19 protein-coding genes are annotated in these 21,584 nt (G+C 50.7%); 9 read left to right on the forward strand and 10 right to left on the reverse strand.

Features of this window, described 5'->3' with window-relative positions; translation table 11 throughout:
- Position 1 precedes the first annotated feature (1 nt).
- The 4 genes from ACO0LK_RS09185 (at position 2) to ACO0LK_RS09200 (ending at position 3,555) form a co-directional block, all read left to right on the forward strand.
- Positions 2-472, forward strand: coding sequence for a type II secretion system protein (locus ACO0LK_RS09185; RefSeq protein ID WP_422974290.1), 471 nt, complete (start codon positions 2-4; stop codon positions 470-472).
- Positions 447-854: a type II secretion system protein gene (locus ACO0LK_RS09190; protein ID WP_422974292.1), complete on the forward strand. Its 408-nt coding sequence runs from the start codon at positions 447-449 to the stop codon at positions 852-854. Before ACO0LK_RS09185 ends, ACO0LK_RS09190 begins: the two co-directional genes overlap by 26 nt.
- Before the next feature lie 718 nt (positions 855-1,572).
- A complete protein-coding gene (locus ACO0LK_RS09195) occupies positions 1,573-2,634 on the forward strand; it encodes a pectate lyase family protein (protein WP_422974294.1) in 1,062 nt (353 codons plus the stop codon).
- 102 nt (positions 2,635-2,736) lie between these two features.
- Positions 2,737-3,555 (forward strand): pectate lyase, encoded by an 819-nt coding sequence (locus ACO0LK_RS09200; RefSeq protein ID WP_422974296.1) that lies wholly within the window; start codon positions 2,737-2,739, stop codon positions 3,553-3,555.
- Between the two features lie 175 nt (positions 3,556-3,730).
- On the opposite strand, the gene ACO0LK_RS09205 is transcribed toward ACO0LK_RS09200, so the two are convergent.
- From ACO0LK_RS09205 to ACO0LK_RS09220, 4 genes are all read right to left on the reverse strand, one after another.
- Positions 3,731-4,201: a type II secretion system protein gene (locus ACO0LK_RS09205; RefSeq protein ID WP_422974298.1), complete on the reverse strand. Its 471-nt coding sequence runs from the start codon at positions 4,199-4,201 to the stop codon at positions 3,731-3,733.
- Positions 4,202-4,485: 284 nt separating this feature from the next.
- Positions 4,486-5,715, reverse strand: coding sequence for a DUF4861 family protein (locus tag ACO0LK_RS09210; protein WP_422974300.1), 1,230 nt, complete (start codon positions 5,713-5,715; stop codon positions 4,486-4,488).
- A 30-nt stretch (positions 5,716-5,745) separates the two neighbouring features.
- Positions 5,746-7,152 (reverse strand): glycoside hydrolase family 88/105 protein, encoded by a 1,407-nt coding sequence (locus tag ACO0LK_RS09215; protein ID WP_422974301.1) that lies wholly within the window; start codon positions 7,150-7,152, stop codon positions 5,746-5,748.
- Between the two features lie 38 nt (positions 7,153-7,190).
- Complete coding sequence (locus tag ACO0LK_RS09220; protein WP_422974303.1) at positions 7,191-7,415, reverse strand: hypothetical protein; 225 nt, start codon at positions 7,413-7,415, stop codon at positions 7,191-7,193.
- A 209-nt stretch (positions 7,416-7,624) separates the two neighbouring features.
- Between ACO0LK_RS09220 and ACO0LK_RS09225 the strand changes: the two genes are divergently transcribed.
- The gene (locus ACO0LK_RS09225; RefSeq protein ID WP_422974305.1) at positions 7,625-8,608 is read left to right on the forward strand and encodes an alpha/beta hydrolase fold domain-containing protein; all 984 of its coding nucleotides are present in this window, start codon (positions 7,625-7,627) and stop codon (positions 8,606-8,608) included.
- A gap of 20 nt (positions 8,609-8,628) precedes the next feature.
- Here the strand turns inward: ACO0LK_RS09225 and ACO0LK_RS09230 are convergent, their stop codons facing one another.
- A complete protein-coding gene (locus ACO0LK_RS09230) occupies positions 8,629-9,516 on the reverse strand; it encodes a LysR family transcriptional regulator (protein WP_422974307.1) in 888 nt (295 codons plus the stop codon).
- A gap of 107 nt (positions 9,517-9,623) precedes the next feature.
- Here ACO0LK_RS09230 and ACO0LK_RS09235 point away from each other — a divergent pair, with 107 nt between their 5' ends.
- The gene (locus ACO0LK_RS09235) at positions 9,624-10,640 is read left to right on the forward strand and encodes a YeiH family protein (RefSeq protein ID WP_422974309.1); all 1,017 of its coding nucleotides are present in this window, start codon (positions 9,624-9,626) and stop codon (positions 10,638-10,640) included.
- Positions 10,641-11,049: 409 nt separating this feature from the next.
- On the opposite strand, the gene ACO0LK_RS09240 is transcribed toward ACO0LK_RS09235, so the two are convergent.
- The 4 genes from ACO0LK_RS09240 to ACO0LK_RS09255 form a co-directional block, all read right to left on the reverse strand.
- On the reverse strand, positions 11,050-11,748 hold the full coding sequence (locus ACO0LK_RS09240; RefSeq protein WP_422974311.1) for a FadR/GntR family transcriptional regulator: 699 nt from the start codon (positions 11,746-11,748) through the stop codon (positions 11,050-11,052).
- 195 nt (positions 11,749-11,943) lie between these two features.
- Entirely contained in the window at positions 11,944-12,897 is a 954-nt protein-coding gene (locus tag ACO0LK_RS09245; protein ID WP_422974313.1) for an ornithine cyclodeaminase family protein, read from the reverse strand.
- A gap of 22 nt (positions 12,898-12,919) precedes the next feature.
- Positions 12,920-14,173 carry a D-amino acid dehydrogenase gene (locus ACO0LK_RS09250; protein ID WP_422974315.1) on the reverse strand — a complete coding sequence of 418 codons (1,254 nt, stop codon included), beginning with the start codon at positions 14,171-14,173 and terminating at the stop codon, positions 12,920-12,922.
- Entirely contained in the window at positions 14,170-14,925 is a 756-nt protein-coding gene (locus tag ACO0LK_RS09255) for a gamma-glutamyl-gamma-aminobutyrate hydrolase family protein (RefSeq protein ID WP_422974317.1), read from the reverse strand. Before ACO0LK_RS09255 ends, ACO0LK_RS09250 begins: the two co-directional genes overlap by 4 nt.
- Before the next feature lie 147 nt (positions 14,926-15,072).
- Between ACO0LK_RS09255 and ACO0LK_RS09260 the strand changes: the two genes are divergently transcribed.
- From ACO0LK_RS09260 to ACO0LK_RS09270, 3 genes are all read left to right on the forward strand, one after another.
- Positions 15,073-16,056: a LysR substrate-binding domain-containing protein gene (locus ACO0LK_RS09260; protein ID WP_422974319.1), complete on the forward strand. Its 984-nt coding sequence runs from the start codon at positions 15,073-15,075 to the stop codon at positions 16,054-16,056.
- Between the two features lie 331 nt (positions 16,057-16,387).
- On the forward strand, positions 16,388-17,539 hold the full coding sequence (locus tag ACO0LK_RS09265) for a branched-chain amino acid ABC transporter substrate-binding protein (protein WP_422974321.1): 1,152 nt from the start codon (positions 16,388-16,390) through the stop codon (positions 17,537-17,539).
- 75 nt (positions 17,540-17,614) lie between these two features.
- Positions 17,615-18,181, forward strand: coding sequence for a hypothetical protein (locus tag ACO0LK_RS09270; RefSeq protein WP_422974323.1), 567 nt, complete (start codon positions 17,615-17,617; stop codon positions 18,179-18,181).
- A 78-nt stretch (positions 18,182-18,259) separates the two neighbouring features.
- On the opposite strand, the gene ACO0LK_RS09275 is transcribed toward ACO0LK_RS09270, so the two are convergent.
- Positions 18,260-21,580 carry a hypothetical protein gene (locus ACO0LK_RS09275; protein WP_422974325.1) on the reverse strand — a complete coding sequence of 1,107 codons (3,321 nt, stop codon included), beginning with the start codon at positions 21,578-21,580 and terminating at the stop codon, positions 18,260-18,262.
- Positions 21,581-21,584: the final 4 nt, after the last annotated feature.

Here is a 21,584-nt window from a genome sequence, read left to right on the forward strand (position 1 = left end):
CATGCGCAGCCGGGGCTTTACCCTGATAGAGCTGATGGTGACGCTGGTCATTGTCTCTCTACTGGCAGCCATTGCCTTGCCGGTGGCACAAGTAGCGGTGCAGCGCCAGAAAGAGCAGGAGCTACGCCTGGCGCTGCGTGAAATCCGTAATGCGCTGGATGACTACAAGCGTGCCAGTGCAGAGGGGCGCATTTCTTCGACGCCGGACAGCAGCGGCTATCCGCTGAATTTGCTGCAACTGGTGAAAGGGGTAACAGATCAGCGTAGCGCCAGGCCTAAGAAGATATTTTTCTTGCGCCGTATTCCGCGTGATCCGTTTTGTGAAGACAGCAGTTTGCCTGACGAGCAAACCTGGGGGCTGCGTTCATATCAAAGCGAGGCTGACAAACCCACGCCGGGTGAGGATGTCTACGACATACATTCCAATTCTGAACTGGTGGGTCTGAATGGCATCCCTTATCTGCGCTGGTAAATGCGGGGGTAAGCGCGCTGACAGGCGTGGTTTTACCCTGATTGAATTGCTGGTGGTACTGGCGATACTGTCCTTGCTGCTGACCATCGCGGTACCACGGTATTTTCACAGCATCCAGCAATCCAAAGAGGCGGTACTCAAGAAAAACCTGCATGTGACACGTGAGGTCATTGACAAGTTTTATGGTGATACAGGCCGTTATCCGCAATCGCTGGATGAGCTGGTTGAAAGAAGATATTTGCGATCCCTGCCGGTAGATCCGGTGACTGATAGCAGCGCCACATGGGTGCTCATTGCGCCAGAGAAGGGCGGTGGTGTGTACGACATTCAAAGTGGCGCACAGGGTTTGACGCGGGATGGTTTGGCGTTTAACAGACTGTAAGTTATTGCTGGCTTGCCCGTCATGCTGTCGATGTACGTAAGGCACTTCGCCTGATTTGGTTTTTCCATATATTGGACTGACCAAATTTAAAGAATCATCAATAAATCCATAAAATTCCCAATTAATAATATTATTGGTCCATCCAAAAATTTATATTGGATGGATCAAATATCGCTATTGGTTGGACCAATTGTTGTTTTTTAGTCTTATATTTAAGATGTTTTTCAGATATTAAATATTTGTATATTAATTATTTTTGTTAAAAATAAGAGATTTGAGTTTAATTATTTGAAAATTAAAATGAGCTGAATTGATGATTTTTAAGATTATTTTAAGAGGTAATTCGATGAATTTTATTTTAATGTGAATTTTCTTTGCCTTTATATCGATATGTGGAAAGCATGTTTGTTAATGTTTTTAATGATTTTTCTGTCTTCGCATGTCCTTGGTGTTATTGACAGGTAGTCATGGTGACGCGCATTCTCAATCCAGATCAGCATAAACGTTAAAAATCTTTAAATACCGTTTTAAAAATGGCCTGAACTAATTTCAAGCCAGGGTATTTGTGAGGAAATTGAAGCGATATGCCTGGTCTCTCCCATGCTGGGAAATAACGCTGCCGACCGAGCAGTGAGAGCGATTATCTACCTATTGCGCTACAGATGATCGCTTGTCCAGAGCATGGGCAAATCATCAATCAATATAAACGGAGACAAAAATGAAGGCACATTTTCTGAAAATGACAGTGCTGGCGGCGGGTATCGCTGCTGGTGCACATGCAATTGCCGGGCCGGTTGGTTACGGTGCGGCGACAACGGGTGGCGGCAGCAAGACACCGGTAGTCGTTGCCACCATGGCCGCCATGCAGGCTGAGATAGACAAGTATTCTGGCAGTGGCGGGCTGGTGCTGAGCTACACGGGCAAGTTCAATTACGCCAACATCACCGATGTATGCGCGCAGTGGAAAAAGGCCGCACAAACCGTCGAAATCAAAAACAAGAGCGATATCACGATCAAGGGCACGGGCGATTCAAGTGCCAATTTCGGCATTCATGTTGTTGGTGATGCGCACAATGTCATCATACAAAATATGACCATAGGCTTGCTGCAGGGTGGTGAAGCTGCGGACTCCATTTCAATAGAAGGTAACTCTACCGGCAAACCCAGCAATGTCTGGATTGATCACAACACGATCTTCGCTTCGCTGACGATGTGTTCGGGAGCGGGTGACGCTTCTTTTGACGGTGGTATCGATATGAAGAAAGGGGCGAACAATATCACCGTTTCTTACAACTACATCTATGATTATCAGAAAGTGGCGCTGAATGGTTACAGCGACAGCGATACCCTGAATGCCGGTTCACGTACCACTTATCACAATAATCGCTTTGAAAACGTGAAAGCCCGCCTGCCTTTGCTGCGTTATGGCAAGGCGCATCTGTTCAATAATTACTTCGGCAACATTCATACTTCCGCCATCAATCCGCGTATGGGTGCCCAGGTGTTGGTCGAGTCAAACTATTTTGAAAATGTGGTCAATCCTGTCACTTCCCGCGACAGTAGCGCGATCGGCTATTGGGAGTTGAAAAACAATTTTGTCGGCAGTGGTATCACCTGGACTGTGCCTGACAGTACTTCCAAGCCTTACGTCAATGCGACTGACTGGGCAACGACCAAGGCCTACGGTGCCACTGGTTATTCCTATACCGCAGCGGCAGCAGCCGGTGTAAAAGCCAAGGCAACTGCTACTGCCGGTGCACGTACCAATCTGGCGCAATAAGCCCCCTCAAGCATGCTAAAGCATGCTGAAGCAGCCGATTCGGGCGGCTGATTGACAGTGCTCGGGTCGTGCTTTTGATTACCTAATTGAAAAGAGACAAAAATGAAAAAATCACACGGTTTACTCCTCGCAATCCTCGGGTTCGCTTTTGCTGTGGGTGCACATGCGGCACCCGCTAAAAGAGCGGTGCCTGCCTGTACAAAACAGTCTGTGTCATCAACAACTACGGTACCTGCCAATACCGTGTTTGATGGCCTGGTCAAATACGGCAAGATGGTGTGCCTGATCGGTACTGGCAAAAGTATGGCTGGTGATCAGAGCGAAGATCAAATTCCGCATTTCATTCTGGAAGAGGGGGCAACGCTGAAAAATGTGGTGCTGGGTGACCCTGGTTTTGGTTCGGGGCGGGATCTGAAGGCGGGTGGTGCGGATGGTGTACATTGCAATGGCAATTGCAGGATAGAAAATGTGTATTGGGGTGATGTCGGTGAAGATGCTGCGACGCTCAAAGGTCCAGGTACAATGACGGTTACCGGTGGCGCCGCCTACAAGGCTGCCGATAAAATTTTCCAGAACAATGGCAAGGGCGGAAAAATTGTCATCACCAACTTTTATGCAGAAGAAGCTGGCAAGCTGTACCGTTCTTGCGGTAATTGTAGTGCGTCAAAACAAAGCGCGCGGTATGCTGATATCAGTAACGTGACTGTCTTCAATGTCAGCCACCCTGTGATTGTCAACAGCAGTTTCAACAGCAGTAAACTGCCAGCCCTGAAGGACGCCTTTGATGTGGCTACCATCAAGGATCTGAACTCCAATATCACACCTGTCTGCACTGGCAGTGTCGCCACGGTGTCGGGTAATGAACCCAAGGACGATACCAATGCAGCGAACGTCGCCCGTTCCTGCAAGGTATCCAAGTAATTGATGGATAAGCCTCGATAAGCAAGTTTTAAGAGATAAGCTTTAATAAGTAAGTTTTAATAAACAAGCAGTAAAAAAACGCCATCATTTTTATGTGATGGCGTTTTTTGAGGGGCGAAACAGCCTTCATGGCTGTGATGGCTGCGTCGCACGCTTACTGAGTCGATAATGAGTTCTAATTGCTTTCGCGTTGCGGTTTTTCACTGTCCTTGCAATTCGCACCGCATGCCATGACGTATGCAAAAGTCCAGTCGCAATAACGTTTTTGGCCATCCAGATAAGTAAAGTCTCCATGGGTAAAGCTGCGTTTGATGCTGGTCGCGCATGAGCTGCTTTTGATCCCCATGATGCCGCCACCAGGCGCGGCAACCAGTTGCCAATCCAGTTTGCCTGTAATGGGATCAGGATAAAGTTGCCTGATATAACGTTTTACGCCGACTTGCCTGGGGTCGCGCAATAAATCTTCCAGGCGTGACGGAGCACGATTGGCATTGCCTGCCGGTGTATTCAATTCGTATTCGAGTATGGCTTTGATATATTGCTTGCCGACGGTCAGCAATTCCTCTTCTGCTGTCCGCTTTCTGGCGGTATCGGCCACGGTGACTGTTGCAACCGTGGCGACACCGATGATAGCGACCATTATCATGGCACCCACATAGGTAAAACCAGATTGCAGGAGTGGACATGGGGGTAAATGGCGCAGCGGGAGTATCTTCACGATATTTGCCATATGTGGATAGGGTTGCATCATCGCTTTGCACTTTAGCAGCTTGCGCAAGCATGCTTGTTGGCGGCTTTAAATTATATCTGGTCTGCCCGATTCTGCTCCATTGCCAATGCAAATGGTTTGATCCTCCAGGCAAGCAAACACAAAAGCAAATGCCCGGTAGCGAGAGCAATTCGCTACCGGGCATGTCAGCTACGCTGTTATCAGGACTTGACTATGCTTATCTTGATAGGGTGTTGCATTCTTTCTGCTGTTTCCTTGACATAGGCTTGCCATTTTTCATCGCTGTTGTAAGGGCTGGCTCTGTCCCAGGCAGCGCCTACATAATAGCGTAATGGTTTGTCCGATGAAACCGTCGCCAGTATCATGTCATTCAGCTTATCTTCGGCATAGCCTTCGGCATTCGGCAATATGATGGCAGTGCCGATAGAACCATTGCTGGATTGATCTACCCATTGCGTCAGGGATGGATTCGACTGATTTTTAGCCAGTTTGATGACAGGGTTCTGGCCTTTGTCGGTCGGCGTTTTATTCAGGCCCAGGGCGACTTTCAATTGCGCCGGTCCGGCGAAGGTGAAGGTGCTTTCTATCTGGTCGAAATAATGGCCGGCATCGACTGTGAAACGCTTGACTTCGGATACCTTGACGCCTGCTGCATCCCAGTTGCTGTAGGACAGTTCAAATACCGTTCGTACCGGGCCATTGGCGATCACTTTCCAGGTGGAGTAGTTGGCGCTGGTGTACAGGGTCTGGCCATCCCAGATGCCGGTGCCGCCGCAACCGCGTGACCTGCCGACGTTGTACATGTCCATGCCTTCACCTTCGTCCTTGTGGTAATGGTCATGGCCTTTGTTGTACCAGCGATCAACGATGGAGTAGGGCACGCGCTTGAACCAGATGTCCAGCCCGCTACTGCGCAAGACTTCCTTGTTGCTGCCCGGAGGCGCTGGGGCTTCCAGTGCCGGTCCATAGGTGCGGTGGCCGATTTTGTCATTTTCCCAGGCGAAATCATCCAGCCTTTCGGGGATGTAGCGTCCATATGCCTTGGATTCAAATACCGGTACCAGGGTATCGATTTTTTCTACGCTGAACACGGCCTGTTTTTCACCCGGGGCAAAGTCATATTGAAAAATCAGTTCACCATAAGCGATACCTTCTCCCTTGGGGTCTTTCGACAGTGGGGCAATATTGGTTACCTGGTGTGCCAATACTTTACCCTTGGCATCCTTGACGGCGATGCGCTGTATCAGCGCACCAGGCAAGGCCTTATTGACTTCCGACCAGGGCAGGGTGATGGTTTCCGATGGACGTGCTGCATTCAGATCATGGCTGACCTGTATCGTCAGTTTATCTGCAGCGCTGGCCAGACCGGCAGCAAGCATGGCAAGTGAAATGGCAAGAAGACGCAGAGTCTGCTTTAAATTCTGTTTCATAAGTTTGGATTCCATAGTGTGATTGCAAGATTATGGGTGTTCACGATAATCCGTTTTGCTGTTGCCAGCAGGCAGATAGTGGTACGTGCGCACTTTGTGCTGAATTTCAATAGATGGATTTTTCAACAATTTGATCATTTCAGCACCTGCCAGCAACATTGGGCCGTAACCATGCAGCGCATCCACGCTGGTCGGGCGGTTGTAGTAATAAACATGATCGCTGGCGAAGGTTGTGCCTACGCAAGTGCCTTCAACCTGGCCCTTGGCATTGATGCGGGTGGACAAGGCATTCCAACCGGCCTGGGCGATGGAGCCATAGGTGGTCGGGCTGATCCAGTTCTGGTTGATGGCATGCGCAATCACATACACAAACATGGCGCTGGCTGAGGTTTCAAGGTAAGAGTCATTGCGGTCCAGCATCTGATGCCACAGGCCCTGGCCGGATTGCAACTCTGCGATACCGCGCAAGGTGAGGCGCAACTGGCTCAGTACCTTGCTGTAGCCTGGGTGATCTTTTGGCAATACATCCAGCAAATCGGACATGGTCATCACTGCCCAGCCGTTGGCACGTGCCCAGTAAAAACGAGGCGCATCCGGGTTGTTGGCGTTCCAGCCATGGGTATAGATGCCAGCCTGCTTGTTGAACATGTAGGCAGACATTTGCAGGACGTTTTTGACCGCATCATCAAAATAGGCGTGGTCCTTGGTCAGATGCCCCATTTCTGCCAGTGCGGGTACGCCCATATACATATCGTCAGCCCACAATGACGATGCCTGTGGACGTTTTCTGGCCAGAGTGCCGTCTGCCAGCCGGTACTGTTGTTTGGAAACGAAATTGCTACAGACCTTGATCATGTTCGACATGTCGGGTCCGACATTGGCAAAGCGCGCTCTGATCAGCGCCGCGCACATGGAACCACTGTCATCCAGCGAGCGAGGGTCGAGGAAACGGGCAAAGCTGTTGGCGCGTTCCAGGTGGAATTGCTTTTCCTGGGCATCAAAATAAGGCATGGTTTTGGAGAAGAACTGTAAGTGACGTTCAGTCATTGCAGTGAATTTCTTGTCACCGGTGACTTCGGCCGCCTTCAGCAAGCCGGCATGGACCACGCCCATTTCATACACCATGATGCCAAAGTCACCCTTGGCCGGTTCAAAAATGGCATCGGCGACTGGTTTGCTGAAGTCGGTCACTTCTGTACCACTACCTTTCAACACCACACGGGTAGGGGCGACCGCATCCATGTAGGCACGCACACGGTTTAATGCTTCAGTGATTTCGGCAACGTCAGGCTTTTGGTAAGGGATGGGATAAGTCCCCTCGCCGACATCTTTCAGGTCCTTGTTGTCTCTGTTACGGTAAGGTCCTTCTGCATAAGCCGTGGTAGAAAGTAGCAGGGATGCTGCGAGCGTTTTAATAAGAAAAGAGCTGAATTTCATGTTGGCCTGTCAGGGATAATGATGTTGGATGATAGGTATTATTTAATATATAGAGAAATTGCTGGTCCGGATTTGTTCGCCTGGGCATGAAGCTGGCTTATCAAAGATAAAGAGTGCGGGGAGGGCGATGCCGGGGATTGCGCCCGGCCGTGGCCGGGCGCAAATGGCAGGCGACGTGCGGCCACCTGGATGCATATATCCCGGATAAATTCTGCTGTTTTTTGTGCCGCGATACGGTAGAGTCTGGGCTCCTGCGTGATCATGGTGTCTCCATGCACAAGTATTTTCTTCATTCTTTGATGAGATACCTGAATTTTGTGATTTTAATTGGCCAGACCATTCTAAATTGGCCTGTCCAATAATGCAATGTGGACTAGCCAATTATTATTTGATTATGGGATAATTCCTGACTGTAATCCTGTAGACAGGGAAATTACCCTGCCTGCAAGGGGCAGACACCGGGGAGTGGAGCTTGAAATCAATTCTGGTCATGTTTTGCGCTGTTATCCTGCTGCTTGCCTGTGCTACCCCGGGTAAGCCAGCAACGACAGATAATGCCTATACGGCTGCCTCCACTTACCAAAAGCTGGTCGCTACTTATCCTTTTATACAGATTGCCAACCAGACAGCACCTGCATCCATCAAAGTCATCAAAGATATTTCGTATGTCAGCTATGGTGGCAGGGATTTGCAACTGGACTTGTTCATGCCTGCCCGGACACCGGCAAAAGCCTTGCCAGGCATTGTGCTGGTACATGGCGGCGGCTGGCGTTCAGGGTCCAGGGAAAATCTGGCGGCCATGGCCATACGGCTGGCCGGGCGCGGGTACATCGCGGCTGCCATCAGTTACAGATTGTCGGCAGAGGCACCATACCCTGCTGCGATACATGATGTGAAGGCGGCAATACGCTGGATGCGTTCGCATGCAGATCAATACCATATCGATCCTGATCATATCGCCGTGGCCGGCGGTTCGGCAGGCGGTCAGATTGCTGCGCTGGTGGGTGTGACCAATGGCGTGTCAAAGTTTGATCCGCAGGCACAGCACAGTCAGATATCCAGTGCTGTGCAGGCCATTATCAATATCGATGGCTTGTCCGACTTTACATCGGAACAGGCACGTCATTATGAAGATGACCCTGCCAAGAAGCCATCATCAGCCGGTGCCTGGTTTGGCGGTACCTATGCCGAGAAAACAGAATTATGGAAAGAAGCATCTCCGCTCAGCCATGTTGGCAAGAATACGCCTCCCATCCTGTTTATCGGCAGTGCCCAGAAGCGTTTCAGCCTGGGCCGGGAAGAGATGGTGCAGAAGATGACTACACTAGGCATAGCAACGGGAGTCGTGCTGCTACCGGATACGCCGCACAGTTTCTGGTTGTTTGATCCCTGGCTGGAACCGACTGTGAATGCGATGAGTGATTTTTTAGGGCGGGAATTTGCTTTGTCGCCATGAGTTCGCCAAATCAATAAAACCTAGTTACTCGACGCCCTGATCAACTGTTCCAATGCCACCGAAGCCTTGCTCTTGTAGCGTTCCTGGTGTCTGAGCATCTGGAAGTTGCGTGCTGGCAGTTGAAAGTTTGCCTTGGCAAGCAAGCCTGCCTGCAGATGTGAGGCGACTACCAGCTCTGACATGACGGTGGCAAATGGGCCTGCCATGACGGCCGAGCGTACTGCTTCATTCGATGGCAGGGACAGCGCGACCTGTAAGGTCGCGATGGATACGCCTTGTGACGCCAGCGCAGATTCGAAGGCAGAACGGGTGCCTGAACCTTCTTCGCGCAGTATCCATTGGGCGGCAATTAGATCTTTTGGCTTCAGTGCCTTGCCAGATGCCCAGGGATGATTAGGGGCAACCACGGTCACCAGCCGGTCTTGTGCCACGGTTTCGACTGACAGAGCGGGTTCATCAATCTCACCTTCCACAAAACCCAGATCGGCAATCCCCTGAGCGACCGCCTGGGCCACATTGTAGGTGTTGTCTACAGTGATGCTGAGGCCAATTGCCGGATAGGTTTGACGAAACTGCACCAAAAATTGGGGAAGCCAATAACTTGCTATGGTCTGGCTGGCCTGTATTGTTAGCGTACCTCGCTTCAATCCACCCAGTTCGGCCAGCGTCAATTCGGCGGCACGAGCGCTGGCGAGAGTGCGTCGTGCCTCCACCAGAAAGGCCAGACCTGCTTCGCTGATCTCAATGCGGCGTCCTACGCGATTGAATAATGGTGTGCCGTAGCGCTCTTCCAGTACCTTGATGGAGGCGCTGACTGCTGACGGCGTTAACGCCAACACGGCCGCTGCCTGAGTCAGGTGCTGTCGTTCGGCGACTTCTACGAAGATGCGCAACTGTTCCAGTGTCATTTTATCGTTCGAATTTATTTAATGAATCATGCGAAATTGTAAAATAGACAGAATGATCTGTCGACTCGATAATTGCGTCATTGAATTCGTGGTATCGGGAACGACAAATGATCAGGCAAAAATTATATGTGCTGCGGGCTGCTTTGCCAGGATTGGCACTGTGTACTCTTGTCACTGCCTGTGCGTACGCGCTGGAAGGTTTGGAAAGTGCAGTTTTTGGGCGTGCCTGGCTGGAAAGCCTGGTCCTGGCGATTCTGCTGGGAACAGGCATACGGACTTTTTATCGTCTCGATGCGCGTTTCGAACCTGGTATTCAAGTCGGTGCGAAATTATTGTTGGAGATTGCCGTGCTGCTGCTGGGTGCCACCGTCAGCGCCAGTTCGCTGCTTGAAAATGGCGCGGAACTGATAGTCGGCATTGCGGCAGTTGTGGCCATTGTAATTATGCTCAGTTTTATTATTGGACGCAGCTTTGGACTGCCACGAAAAATGGCTATTTTGATTGCCTGTGGCAATTCTATCTGTGGCAATTCCGCCATTGCCGCGGTCGCCCCTGTGATTGATGCCGATGGTGAAGATGTTGCGGCAGCCATTGCTTTCACTGCGGTGTTGGGTGTCGTCGTGGTGCTGGTGTTGCCGCTGCTGATATCGGTATTGTCGTTTTCACCTTTGCAGTTTGGCGTATTTGCCGGGCTAACGGTCTATGCCGTGCCGCAAGTATTGGCCGCGACTGGCGCTGTCTCGTTGGGTAGCGTACATATAGGCACCCTGGTCAAGCTGGTGCGTGTGCTGATGCTGGGACCCGTGGTACTGGTACTGTCGGTGCTGGGGCGAAACGGAGGTGCGCGCAGGCCTTCACTGTCGCATATGGTGCCCTGGTTTATCGTGGGCTTTTTGCTGTTAATGAGCTTGCGTTCTTTGAGGCTGATTCCTGAGGCTGCTATTGCGCCAGCACACGTGGCGGCAAATTTCTTTACCATCATGTCTATGGCAGCACTGGGACTTGGGGTCGATGCCCGCTCGGTCATGCGTGCTGGCGGCCGTGTTGCTGCGGTCGTTATTCTGTCCTTACTGGTGTTGGCGGCAGTGAGTTTCGCCTTAATCAAACTGCTTGGGATAGGCTGAGCAGTTTGCCGGGGATTGATTGACAAAATACCGTCTTACCGTCTCGTCTTACCGCCTCGCCTTACCTTCTATTCCCCGGCCTCTCCCCTGAAGGGAGAGGGGTTTAACTCTTCGCGCTAAGCGCACTTTGAGCACACTGTCAGAATCGCTTAAGTCGTTGGTGCCTGTCGTCGCGTCTTTGTTATGAAGAATTGCCTTATTGATAATCTTAGTTGTTATTGCTAAAAAAGCAATAATTAAAATGATGTTGCATCATCATTTTTGTGGCGAGCGGAAGGGAGTTTGCGTCCGTCTATGCTCGAAGTGTGGATTTGTGGACGAAGTGTGGCCGAAGTATGGTCAAATCAAGGCTGCGCCCCCTGACAGTTGATGTGCTGTCAGGGGGATGGTGATACTTTATGGAGCTTGCTTAACCGCGTGAGAACGTACGCGTGACCCTGTCAAGATGGGCGCGCATTGCCTGACGTGCGGCAACGGCATTGTGGGAAGCGATGGCTTCCAGGATATTGCGGTGGTCTATCAGGGTTTGCTTGCGCAATTCTTCGGTCTGGAAATGTTCTTTCAGCTTGTGCCATAAGGTACCACGCTGATTCCACAGATATTCAACTACGCCTTCCAGGGCGCTATTGCCTGTAGCGCGGGCAATGGCCAGGTGGAAATTGCGATCGGCCATTTCATTGCTATTGCGATTGTCGTGGTTGTTTTCCATCTCGACGACGGTACGCAAAATGGCATCAATTGCCGAATCCGTTGCCATTTTGGCGGCAATCGCGGCAATTTCTGATTCGATCAGACGACGTGCGGACAGGACTTCAAATGGGCCAGGGCCAACTGGTTCCGCCGGGACTTCCAGACTGGTCTGTTCACATACGTAGACGCCGGAACCACCTCTGACTTCGACTATGCCACCCAACTCCAGCGCGATCAGGCCTTCTCTCAGCGAGGTCCGGCTGACGCTCAGCTTGCTGGCCAGTTCACGCTCAGGTGGTAGCCGTTCTCCTGCACCTATGTTTTCTTCACGGATAAGTTCTTGAATCCGGCTTGATACCACCTTGTACAGACGTGGTTCGGTAATATTCGCTTCTTGAGGAGCAGGATTTTTTTTCATTGAGAGAGTTCGATTAATGCAATATATAGCAGCGAAACTATAGCAGGCGAAATCGCCAACTCCCAATCTTAGTTTGATCTGTTCATTGTGGCAAGTTGCGATAGGTAAGAATTTTTTCAATATGTACCGTTGAACCTGCCAGATTTAATCGTCAAGCTATGAAAAACAAAAAATTTGCACCAATTTGGCCCATTCTCAAGCGTCAGTCTTCACTTTCTGTTTGAGCTGCCTGTACACAAATTCCGCCAGGGCAACATCTTCCATGCCTATGCCAATCGCCTTGTATAAGATGATCTGCTCATCGTTTTGCCGGACTGGTGTTGCCGGTGTTAGCACGTCAGCCAGTTCGCTGAGCTTGTTCCAGTCAAGATAAGCTGGATTGCACAGGATTAAATCGCCGGCTTCCTTTTTTGCCTGGGGTATCGATTCCACGACAATCCGGGCGGCGCGCCTGATGACGGTATCATCGATTTCCCTGCTGTCTGGCTTGCTGGAGCCTATCGCGGCAACAAAAGTGCCAGGTTTCAGCAAGTTACCGTCGAACAGTGGCGTGCTTGCTCTGGTTGCAGTGATCAGTACGTCAGCGCTGGCTGCTGCTTCATCTGCACTGACTGCACGGCAAGGGCGTTGGTAGCGTATGGACAGTTCATGTGCAAATTGTTCGGGCTGGGCGATACCTGAGACCAATATTTCGGAGAAGTCGCTTACTGCCATCAGGGCTGGCACGTGGGCACGTGCCTGTACCCCGGTGCCAAAGATGGCCAGGGTGGCGGCATTTTTTCGCGCCATGGCATCTGCAGCCAGTGCCGTGACGGCTGCGGTGCGGTATTCCGTCATGGCTTCGCCTTCCATGACGGCCAGCAAGGCACCATCTGTGGCAGAAAAAAGCACGATCGCGAATGTGAATTTGCCGTTGATGGTGGTATAGACTTTGGCACCGACTGCGTCAAGTCCGGGAACAATCGCACCCATCATGCTGAGCTTGGTGCTGCCACAATCTATGCGCACTCTTTCCTGATTGCTGCCTTGCTGGCTAAAGCCGGGAAATGCCTTGCGCATGACTTGTATAGCTTCTTCTATCGTTAGCAGTTCAGCGATTTGTGCGTTGGTGATGATGTGATCAATGCGGTGGCTGTTGCTATTTTTCATGTGGGTTTTCGTGTGGTTAGATTTAATGGGTTTGCGATGTCTGTAGCGCAGAGGGAATGGGTTCGTTACATAGTTCACTTGCCAGTTTTTCTGCGCTACCGCAGGCCAGCGTCCAGCCCAAAGCGCCATGGCCGGTATTGAGATACAGGTTTTTTATCTTGCTGCGCCCGATGATGGGTATGCCGGTTGGGGTGGCTGGCCTTAGGCCGGTCCAGGGAGACATATCGTCTTGCTGCTGGCGCAGGGCAGGGAAGAGTTGCTGTGCTTCGGTTGCGATGCTGGCCCAGCGATGTCGTTTCAGCGACAGGTCATTGCCAGTCATTTCCACTTTCCCTGCTACCCGCAAATACTTGCCTATGCGTGCGTAGACGATTTTTTTGCTCAGATCAGTGACACTCACGCTGGGGAGTTGCTTATCGTCACTGGCTTCATACGTCAGGCTATAGCCTTTCAATGGGTAGATTGGCAGCTCGATTCCCATTGATGCCGCTGTGGTGACGCTGCCGACACCGTTTGCCAGTACGTAGGCGTCGGCCACGATGTCGCCGGCGGTGGATTGCAGTGCCATGATTTTTCCATCAGCGACGGTGGCTGAGGTAATGCAGGTATTGAAAGCAAATTCGACTTGATTGTCTGCTTGCGCGAGATGCTTGCTCAATTGTGTACAAAATACGCCGCAATCGCCGACCTGTTCTGATGGTGTATAGACGCCGCCAAACCAGTCTCTGCCCGACAAAGCCAGTGATGGTTCTACCTTTAAACAATCAACTGGACTTAACATCTCTTGTACGCAACCGTAGCGACGCTGAAAATCCAGTTGTCTGGAGGCCACGTCTACTGCTTTGGCAGAAGACAGCATGACCAGTTTCCCGGCTGTACGAAGATCAAAATCCAATGCCAGTTCATTTTGCAGCTGGGTCAGGCAATCGCGGCTAAAAAATGCCAGGCGCAACAGTTCGATGCTGCTTTGTCTTGATCTGTGCGTGGTGCAGGCGCGCAGAAACCTGACTATCCATTGCCATTGCCGGATGTCCCATTGTGGTTGCCAGCGTAAAGGTGATTGTGGATCCAACAGGTAAGCAGGCAGGCTTTTCCACACCGTGGCGTCTGCCAGTGGTGCAACGTAGGAATAGCTTAGCTGGGCACCATTCGCCTTGCTGGCACCCTGGCCAGCCTGCTCATGTGCATCGATCACGATAATTTCGTGACCGCGCCTGGCAAGCGCATGGGCGCTGGTCAGGCCAATGACGCCAGCACCGATGATGCAGATTCTCATAGCGAACCCTGGCCTGACAAGATGCCGGAAATGATTCTGAATTCATTGGCTGCCGCTGCCAGAGCCGAAAACAGCTTGTGTTCAGACGCGTGAGCCTGGTATTCGGGATGCCATTGCACACCTATGCAGAACCGGTGACCAATGACTTCAATGGCTTCGACGACACCGTCATCGGCACTGGCACTGACTAACAAGCGCTGGTTTCCCTCTATCACAGCCTGATGGTGCAGGCTGTTGACCTGCAATTCGTCCAGCCCCATTATTTGTTGCAGGCGGCTGTGTTTGGCGAGTTTGATACGATGGGTAGCGACATCGCATGCTGCCGTTTGTTTGTGTTCGATCTGGCCCGGCACATCAGAGGGCAGATGCTGGAACAATCGGGCGCCCATTTCTACGGCAATAAGTTGCATGCCGCCGCATATGCCCAGTATAGGGATATTTCTTTTCAGTGCACCGCGCAGCAGTGCATGTTCGAACTGGGTACGGTCGGGCTTCAGGCACATTTGACTGTTGTGTGCAGGCCTTGCGCCATACCGAATGGGATCAATATCAAACATGCCGCCGCTAAGGACAATGGCATCCAGCGTGTCCAGGTAATGTTCAACCAATTCCATCTGATACGGCAATATCAAGGGGATGGCGCCACCAGCGGCAACGGCGCTACAGTAATTTCTACGCAAAAAGAAATGCGATTCTATGTTGTTTGCTTCGTCATTGCGGTCTGGCGAGATACCGATCAAGGGTTTGCGCATGGCTTGTCTTCCGTTTTTATCCTGACGGTATTCTTTTCCAAAAGCGTCTGGCAGACAAACCAGAATTCCTATTGTTGGCATTAGTTGGGCTAATGCGTAGGATGCTGATATATAATCTCTGTTCCTTTCTCTCACTGTTGGACCGCCATGTCGCAACGCCAATTACTGACACCCTTGGTCATGCATGCGATGAAGTATTTCGATGCTGCCGCCCGCCATCGCAGTTTTACCCGTGCTGCTGAGGAATTGCATGTGACCCAGGGGGCAGTCAGCCAGCAGATAAAAGGATTGGAAGAGCAGGTTGGTGTTGCCTTGTTCAAGCGTCTGCCGCGTGGACTGGCGATTACACCTGAAGGTGAGCGCCTGTATCGCGTCGTGCGCAAGGTGCTGCGTGATCTTGAAACGGAATTGCATGCCATTCAGCCCGCCGGTCCCAATAAAACCCTGCTGATTCGTGCTTCCCCCTCATTTTCCATGATGTGGCTGATGCCGCGCCTGAACAGTTTTAGCCGCTTGTATCCGGACATCGAGATCCGCCTGCGTGGGGAACTGTTTGGCATGAGTGCTGCGTTGATGAATGAAGAGGCGATAGACGTACTGGTGATGTATGGACAACTGCCAGACGATAGCGATCAACAGGTGACTGCGCTGATGCATGAATATCTGATGCCGGTGGCCAGCCCCGATTACCTGAAACAGCAGCCGACTGTGCTGGAACCGGCTGATTTTCTAAAACACAAGTTGCTGCATGATGATTCGCCGTGGGAAGGTGCTCCGGCATTTGATGAATGGGCCGCCTGGCTGCGCAGCTATGCGCCAGGTGGCAATGAAGAACTGGAGGACACGGTCCGGCATGGCAATCAGTTCAATCTGTCGCAATTGGCGATCAATGCTGCCTTGCAGGGGCAGGGAATAGCCATGGCACGTGTGTCGCTGATCATGGATGAATTGCAGCGCAAACAGCTGGTGCCTGTGATATTGCAGGCCGTCGGGTCAAGCGCACAGTATTTCCTGGTTTTTAACCATGGTACGTCGAATCGCGAATCGGTGAAGTTCTTCAAGGAATGGATAGTTGCTGAGTGCGGCAAGTTTGAACTGGAGCGGGAAAGCTTCCTGGTCAGCCTGGCTTAGTCCCTGTGATACATCAGAATTACACGGATTGTTGTAAAAATAAAGCAATCGCCTGTATCTATTTATCCTTGTTTATACCCTGTCGTCACCTGGCGAAGGGGTATTTGCCCCCAAGTTCCATTGGCATTAGTAACGCTAATGCCTTTCTATAGAAATTCTGGTTTGTGATTAAGCAGTGATCATACCAAGATGCGCTTACGGTAAATGCGATGCCTGAACAATATGCGATGTCGCCCTGTTGAAAGCCGGGGCTGTTATCAAAAATTGTGTGCATCGTCCGTTTGGCACCCGTTATGGCGGGTGAATTTTTTGTCGCATTCTGGAGAAAATTATGATCGTAAAATTTGGTCTGCTCACTGCCGCCACTCTGTCTACACTCACCGCTTATCATCAGGCACAGGCTCAGGACCTGGTCGTCAGGATTGGCCATGTCAGCCCACTTTCCGGCCCGTCTGCCCATATGGGTAAAGATACCGAAGAAGGGGCGAGAATGGCGATAGAAGAATTGAATATCAAGGGCATCAGCATAGGTGGAAAAAAAGCCAAATTTGAATTGCTGTCAGAAGATGATGCCAGTGACCCCAAGCAGGCAACGACTGTGGCGCAGAAACTGGTCGATGCCAAGGTGAATGGTGTGATTGGCCATATGAATTCGGGAACGACTATTCCGGCATCCAAGATTTATCAAACTGCTGGCATTCCTCAAATCTCCCCCTCTGCTACTAACCCCAAATATACCTTGCAAGGTTTTAATACAGCTTTCCGGGTCGTTGCCAATGACGGGCAACTGGGTGGGACTTTGGGGCGTTTTGCGGTGCAGATGAACCATGCAAAAAAAGTGGCAGTGATTGATGACCGGTCGGCCTATGGGCAAGGGGTGGCGGATGAATTTGTTAAAGGTGTCATCGGAAAATCCGGGCCAGATGCCATCGTCACGCGTCAATATACGACAGACAAGGCAACTGACTTCAACGCTATCCTGACCATTATCAAAAGCAAAAATCCGGATGTGATTTTCTTTGGTGGTATGGATGCGGTGGGCGGCCCCATGTTGCGCCAGATGAAGCAGCTCGGCATTGAAGCCAAATTTTTTGGCGGTGATGGTATCTGTTCTTCTGATTTGCCCAATCTGGCCAGCGATGCGATAGGTGAAGGCAAAGTCGTTTGCGCCGAAGCCGGTGGTGTCGAAGAAGCCAAGAAAGGTGACCTGATCAAATTCAAGGCGGCATTTGCGAAGCGTTTTGGCCATGACGTGGTGTTGAATGCACCGTATGCCTATGACAGCGTCATGACCATGGTGGACGCGATGCAAAAAGCAGGTTCATCTGAACCAGCCAAATACCTTCCTTTGCTGAGCAAGATTCAACATAAGGGTGTGACAGGTATGATCGCCTTTGATAACCGTGGTGACATTCTTGATGGGACTTTGACGCTGTATACGTATAAAGGTGGCAAGCGCGAATTGCTGGCCATTACCAAGTAAACGTCAAGACCGGGGCGTAGCCGAAAGCAGCACGCTACGCCCCTGTATACACACTGATTTAGAAGAATTGCCCCCATGAGTCTGGCAAAAAGAAAACAGGTACGCTCAAAAACTGAAATTTTTGCTGATGCCGGTATCAACGAACAGTTTTATATTGCCGTTGAACTGCTGGCAAAACTGGTGATGAGCATGCCCGATTCCATTTCCATCACCGAGCTGGCGCGTTGCACGGGCAAACGGCCTGCTCTGGTCCGATCCATCATTCGTATTCTTCATGACTATCAACTGGTCGCCTGCGATGCCGGCAAAGATGGCTGGTACTGTTGCCACTGGCAAGACACAATGACCCTGGCAGATGTCTATTACTGCTTTTGCATGGTAGAGGAGGGCGCATGTGCAGACCGTCCAGGTCTGGCTGAAGCAGAGAAGCCGGACACCAGGCAACACGCCGCCAGACGCAAGCTGGATATCACTGGCAACAACCTGGATTTACTCATGATGCAGGTAAAAATTACCATCAATAGCGCAGTCGCACAACAACTTGCGCAATTTGATCTGGGACGTCTGCGCGGCCTGGCATCGTCACCGAGTTTTCGCCGCAACCACGGCTGGCCGCGTGACTATATTCCTGAACCTTGCTGATCTATTCAGTCTTGATATCAGCCGCTTTTTTTATTCTTAAAGGGTAGATTGATATCTACCCTTTAAGGTATCCGGGTTTTAAGACTCCCTTGGCTTTTTCTTTTGCTGCTTGATTCTCTCTCGCTGCGGTAATTCTCGTTGAGAGCGGATGTACAGGTAACCGGCTATGGTGCCGATAACGATCACGGCGAGAGCAATGATGAAGGGCAGATTACCCTGCGACAGGCCGCTCCAGGTCGGATCATAGAATAGCAGCAGGGTGAAGATGATCAACGGCGGCACCAGTACGAAAATCAACATCCACAAGAAATACTGGCGGATGAAATTTTGTATATTGCAATATTTAAAATACAGGAAAGCCAACACGGCAATCGCAATCAGCCAGCAATTCATCAAGATGATCAGGGGCCAGCGGTATTCGCAGACTTCACGGGCGATGAGTGAAGGCAGGTGGTTTTCCGTACCCGGCATTTTGAAATTTTCCAGCAGGCAGATCAAGACTTGTTTTGATTCCACGCAGCTTTGTGGCGTGGTTGGAGCTGGTTTGGCCAGATTGGCGACTGGCAGTGGCCAGAAACCCATACCGCCAAAATTGTAATTCATATAGGCAATGTCGGCCTCTAACTGTTGCCAGTTACGATTGTCGAATTGTACGACTGGTACGATACCCTGCAAAAATTCTACCCGTTCGGCTCCGCTGATACCGCTTTCAACGTCGATATCATGGCGCAACAGTTTTTTGGCATCGGTACTGGGTTCATCCAGCAAAATCAGGAAATAGGTTTTCAGGTCACGATTGTATTCCTGCTTGCTACCGTGGATTTCTCTCTCCAGTTTACGTAATTTGATCAAGTTCGCCATACTGAATGCACTATCCTGATCAGCCAGAGCCTGCCTGGACAAGAGAACATTCACTGCAACCTTTTCGCCGGACATGCTATGCCTGAGATAGCCATAAAATTCATTGAATAGCTGTGCAGAGTCAGCATCTTTTGGATAATCCTGGAAATAGATGGTAACGCCATCTCCCCGTTTTGGTGTTCTGCTGAAGCCAAGAGTCAGGTAAGGCATGGCCTTGGAAAATTTATCCGTTAAAGGGGTATGCAGGAGGTTGATAATATTATTTGCCAACCTGCGGAAGATAGCCTGCTTGCTTTCCCGTGGATATTTATTCCATTCATCCCAGTCGCTTTTTTGTACTACCCAGTCCACCTTGGAATTGTAATTGCGGGCAGTTTGAATAAATTCATTCGGTGCGGCTGAACCATCATCAATGGTAAATTGCCCACCTTTGGCAATGTCATTGCTCTGTTTGAGTTCACCCAGGTTATCCATGCTGAGCGCATGATAGGCAATGCGGCTCAGCATGCTGAAATTCATGATCTGTTCTTTGCCCTGATTGGCCCAGAAAGGATAAAAACCGTAGACCACACCTGTTACATGATCGAGTGCACAACCGCATTTGCCGCCACTCCACTTAATAGGCAAACCTGAGTTCGGATAATTTTTCCTGGCGGTAGCGTCTACGATGCTTGCCAGGTAGCTGTCAAAGATTTTGGCAACATCATCGATGGTACTTTTGTACTCTTCCATTGTGCAAGCATTCTGACGCGCGCGGAGCTTGGTCAGTCTGTCAAATATAGCCGTCAGGTCGAGTTGCGTATTGCCTTTAATGAGGCTGGCTTCAAGATTGGTCAAATCGGATTTCAGCAAGGCCAGTTCATCATCACTGATACGCATGCCGGCAACATATTGATTATCTTGTGGCAGGTTCTTTTTACATGCGCCTATGGAATAAAGGATTTTCGCACGCGCTGCGCTATTGAACAGATAGACATCCGGATACTGAACGTCCTGAATTTCCTTGAGCATTTTTATGATGCCAGTCGGCACGCTGGCATTGTTGATGTCACCTTTTAAGTCATTTTTTAAATTGACCAGAGACTGTGCATTCAATTGCACACCATCAAGCACCTCAGCCTGTTTGCTCAGTTTTGTGAATGTCGCCGCAACTTCTTCTGGTGGGAAGTCTTTCAGGACATCGTTCACATTCAATTCCAATTCTGACTTGTCCAGAAAGTAATTGTCATTCAGTTTGGCCAGTGCCTTGAGAGTAGTATCATCGACATTCTGCATTTTCAAGGCAGCGAGTTTGGACGCATTGACCTGGTAACCTGTGACATCGACTATCTGTTTTTCTATCAATGGCCACAGATGCTGGTACAACTGGGCACGGTTACCCAGCGCCTGATTGACGGCAGCTTTCATTGCTTCTACCGAATCAAACTCTTTATCTTTTAATGACGTCAAGGCAAGAATAACCTGGTCTTTTCCACCTAGTACGGCAAGATCATCTGCTGTCAGGGAGTAGATGTAAACGGTGTTCGGTTCACGAATATCATTGCTACTGCCCGTTGTTTTGGTTTTTGTTTTTTTCCTGGACAGGTAGCGCTTTACCAACGCCAGCAATTCGGCATCACTGCCTTGTCGCCTGACCTGAAAATCCTGCCCACGCTGCGGTTCCGGTTCAAGATTGTCCCAGCTTTCAAAATCCGGACTGATCAGGATGCCTGTTTCTGTCGGATATTTCTTGGCAAATTCTGCGAGTCGTGTCACTGCTGCCGGCAAACGAGCCCCCAGGTTCTCATCCAGCGGAAGTTTGAAGTTGAAGCACATGCGTTGCAGCCAGGATGCGGTAATCGGCCCCAGTATGCCGTCGTTGAGTGGTTGCTTGGGCAAGGCGTAATCATGTTTCCAGTCTGCCAGGGGGTAATAGACCAAACCCATTTGTTGCTGCATTTGCAGTACAACGTCATGACTCAGATTGCGGAAATTGGAGATGCGCCAGATGCGCTCATAATCCCCAAAAACTGGTGAGGTGATGGACGTGAGTACCGGTGCCTTGGCGGACTTTGATGCTGATGTGGCTAACGGCACTTGCGGCGGTGCGCTCATTGCGGCCGGTGCAGGTACGATGACAGATACAGTATTTGCAGCGACTGGTACAGATGCAGGGGCGGGCGCTGTCGGTGCTGCTGGCACGATGACCGCTGGCATGTAGTTTGCCTTTACAGACTTTTTGGCTGATACCAGTTTCGTCTTGTCTGTATAGATCGGCAAGCTGCCGGAAGCAGTTGGGGCGGGCACAGGTGCGGAAGAAGGAGCAGGAGCAGCAGGCGTAACAACAGGCGTAATAACAGGAACCGCTGTCGGTGGGACTGGTACAGGTGCCGTATTGCCCGCACTGGCGCTGGCGGTAGTTGCTGTACTGCTTGCACTTGTTGGTGCCGTCGGTGTTGTCGGGTCGGCGGCCCATGCCAGGCTATCGAAAACGATGCTGCACGCTAGCAGCAGGCAGCCTAATTGCCATAAACCGGGGCGATATGAATGTCGCTTCATGATG

The organism is Undibacterium sp. Ji49W, from assembly GCF_049340205.1.
GTDB lineage: Bacteria > Pseudomonadota > Gammaproteobacteria > Burkholderiales > Burkholderiaceae_D > Undibacterium.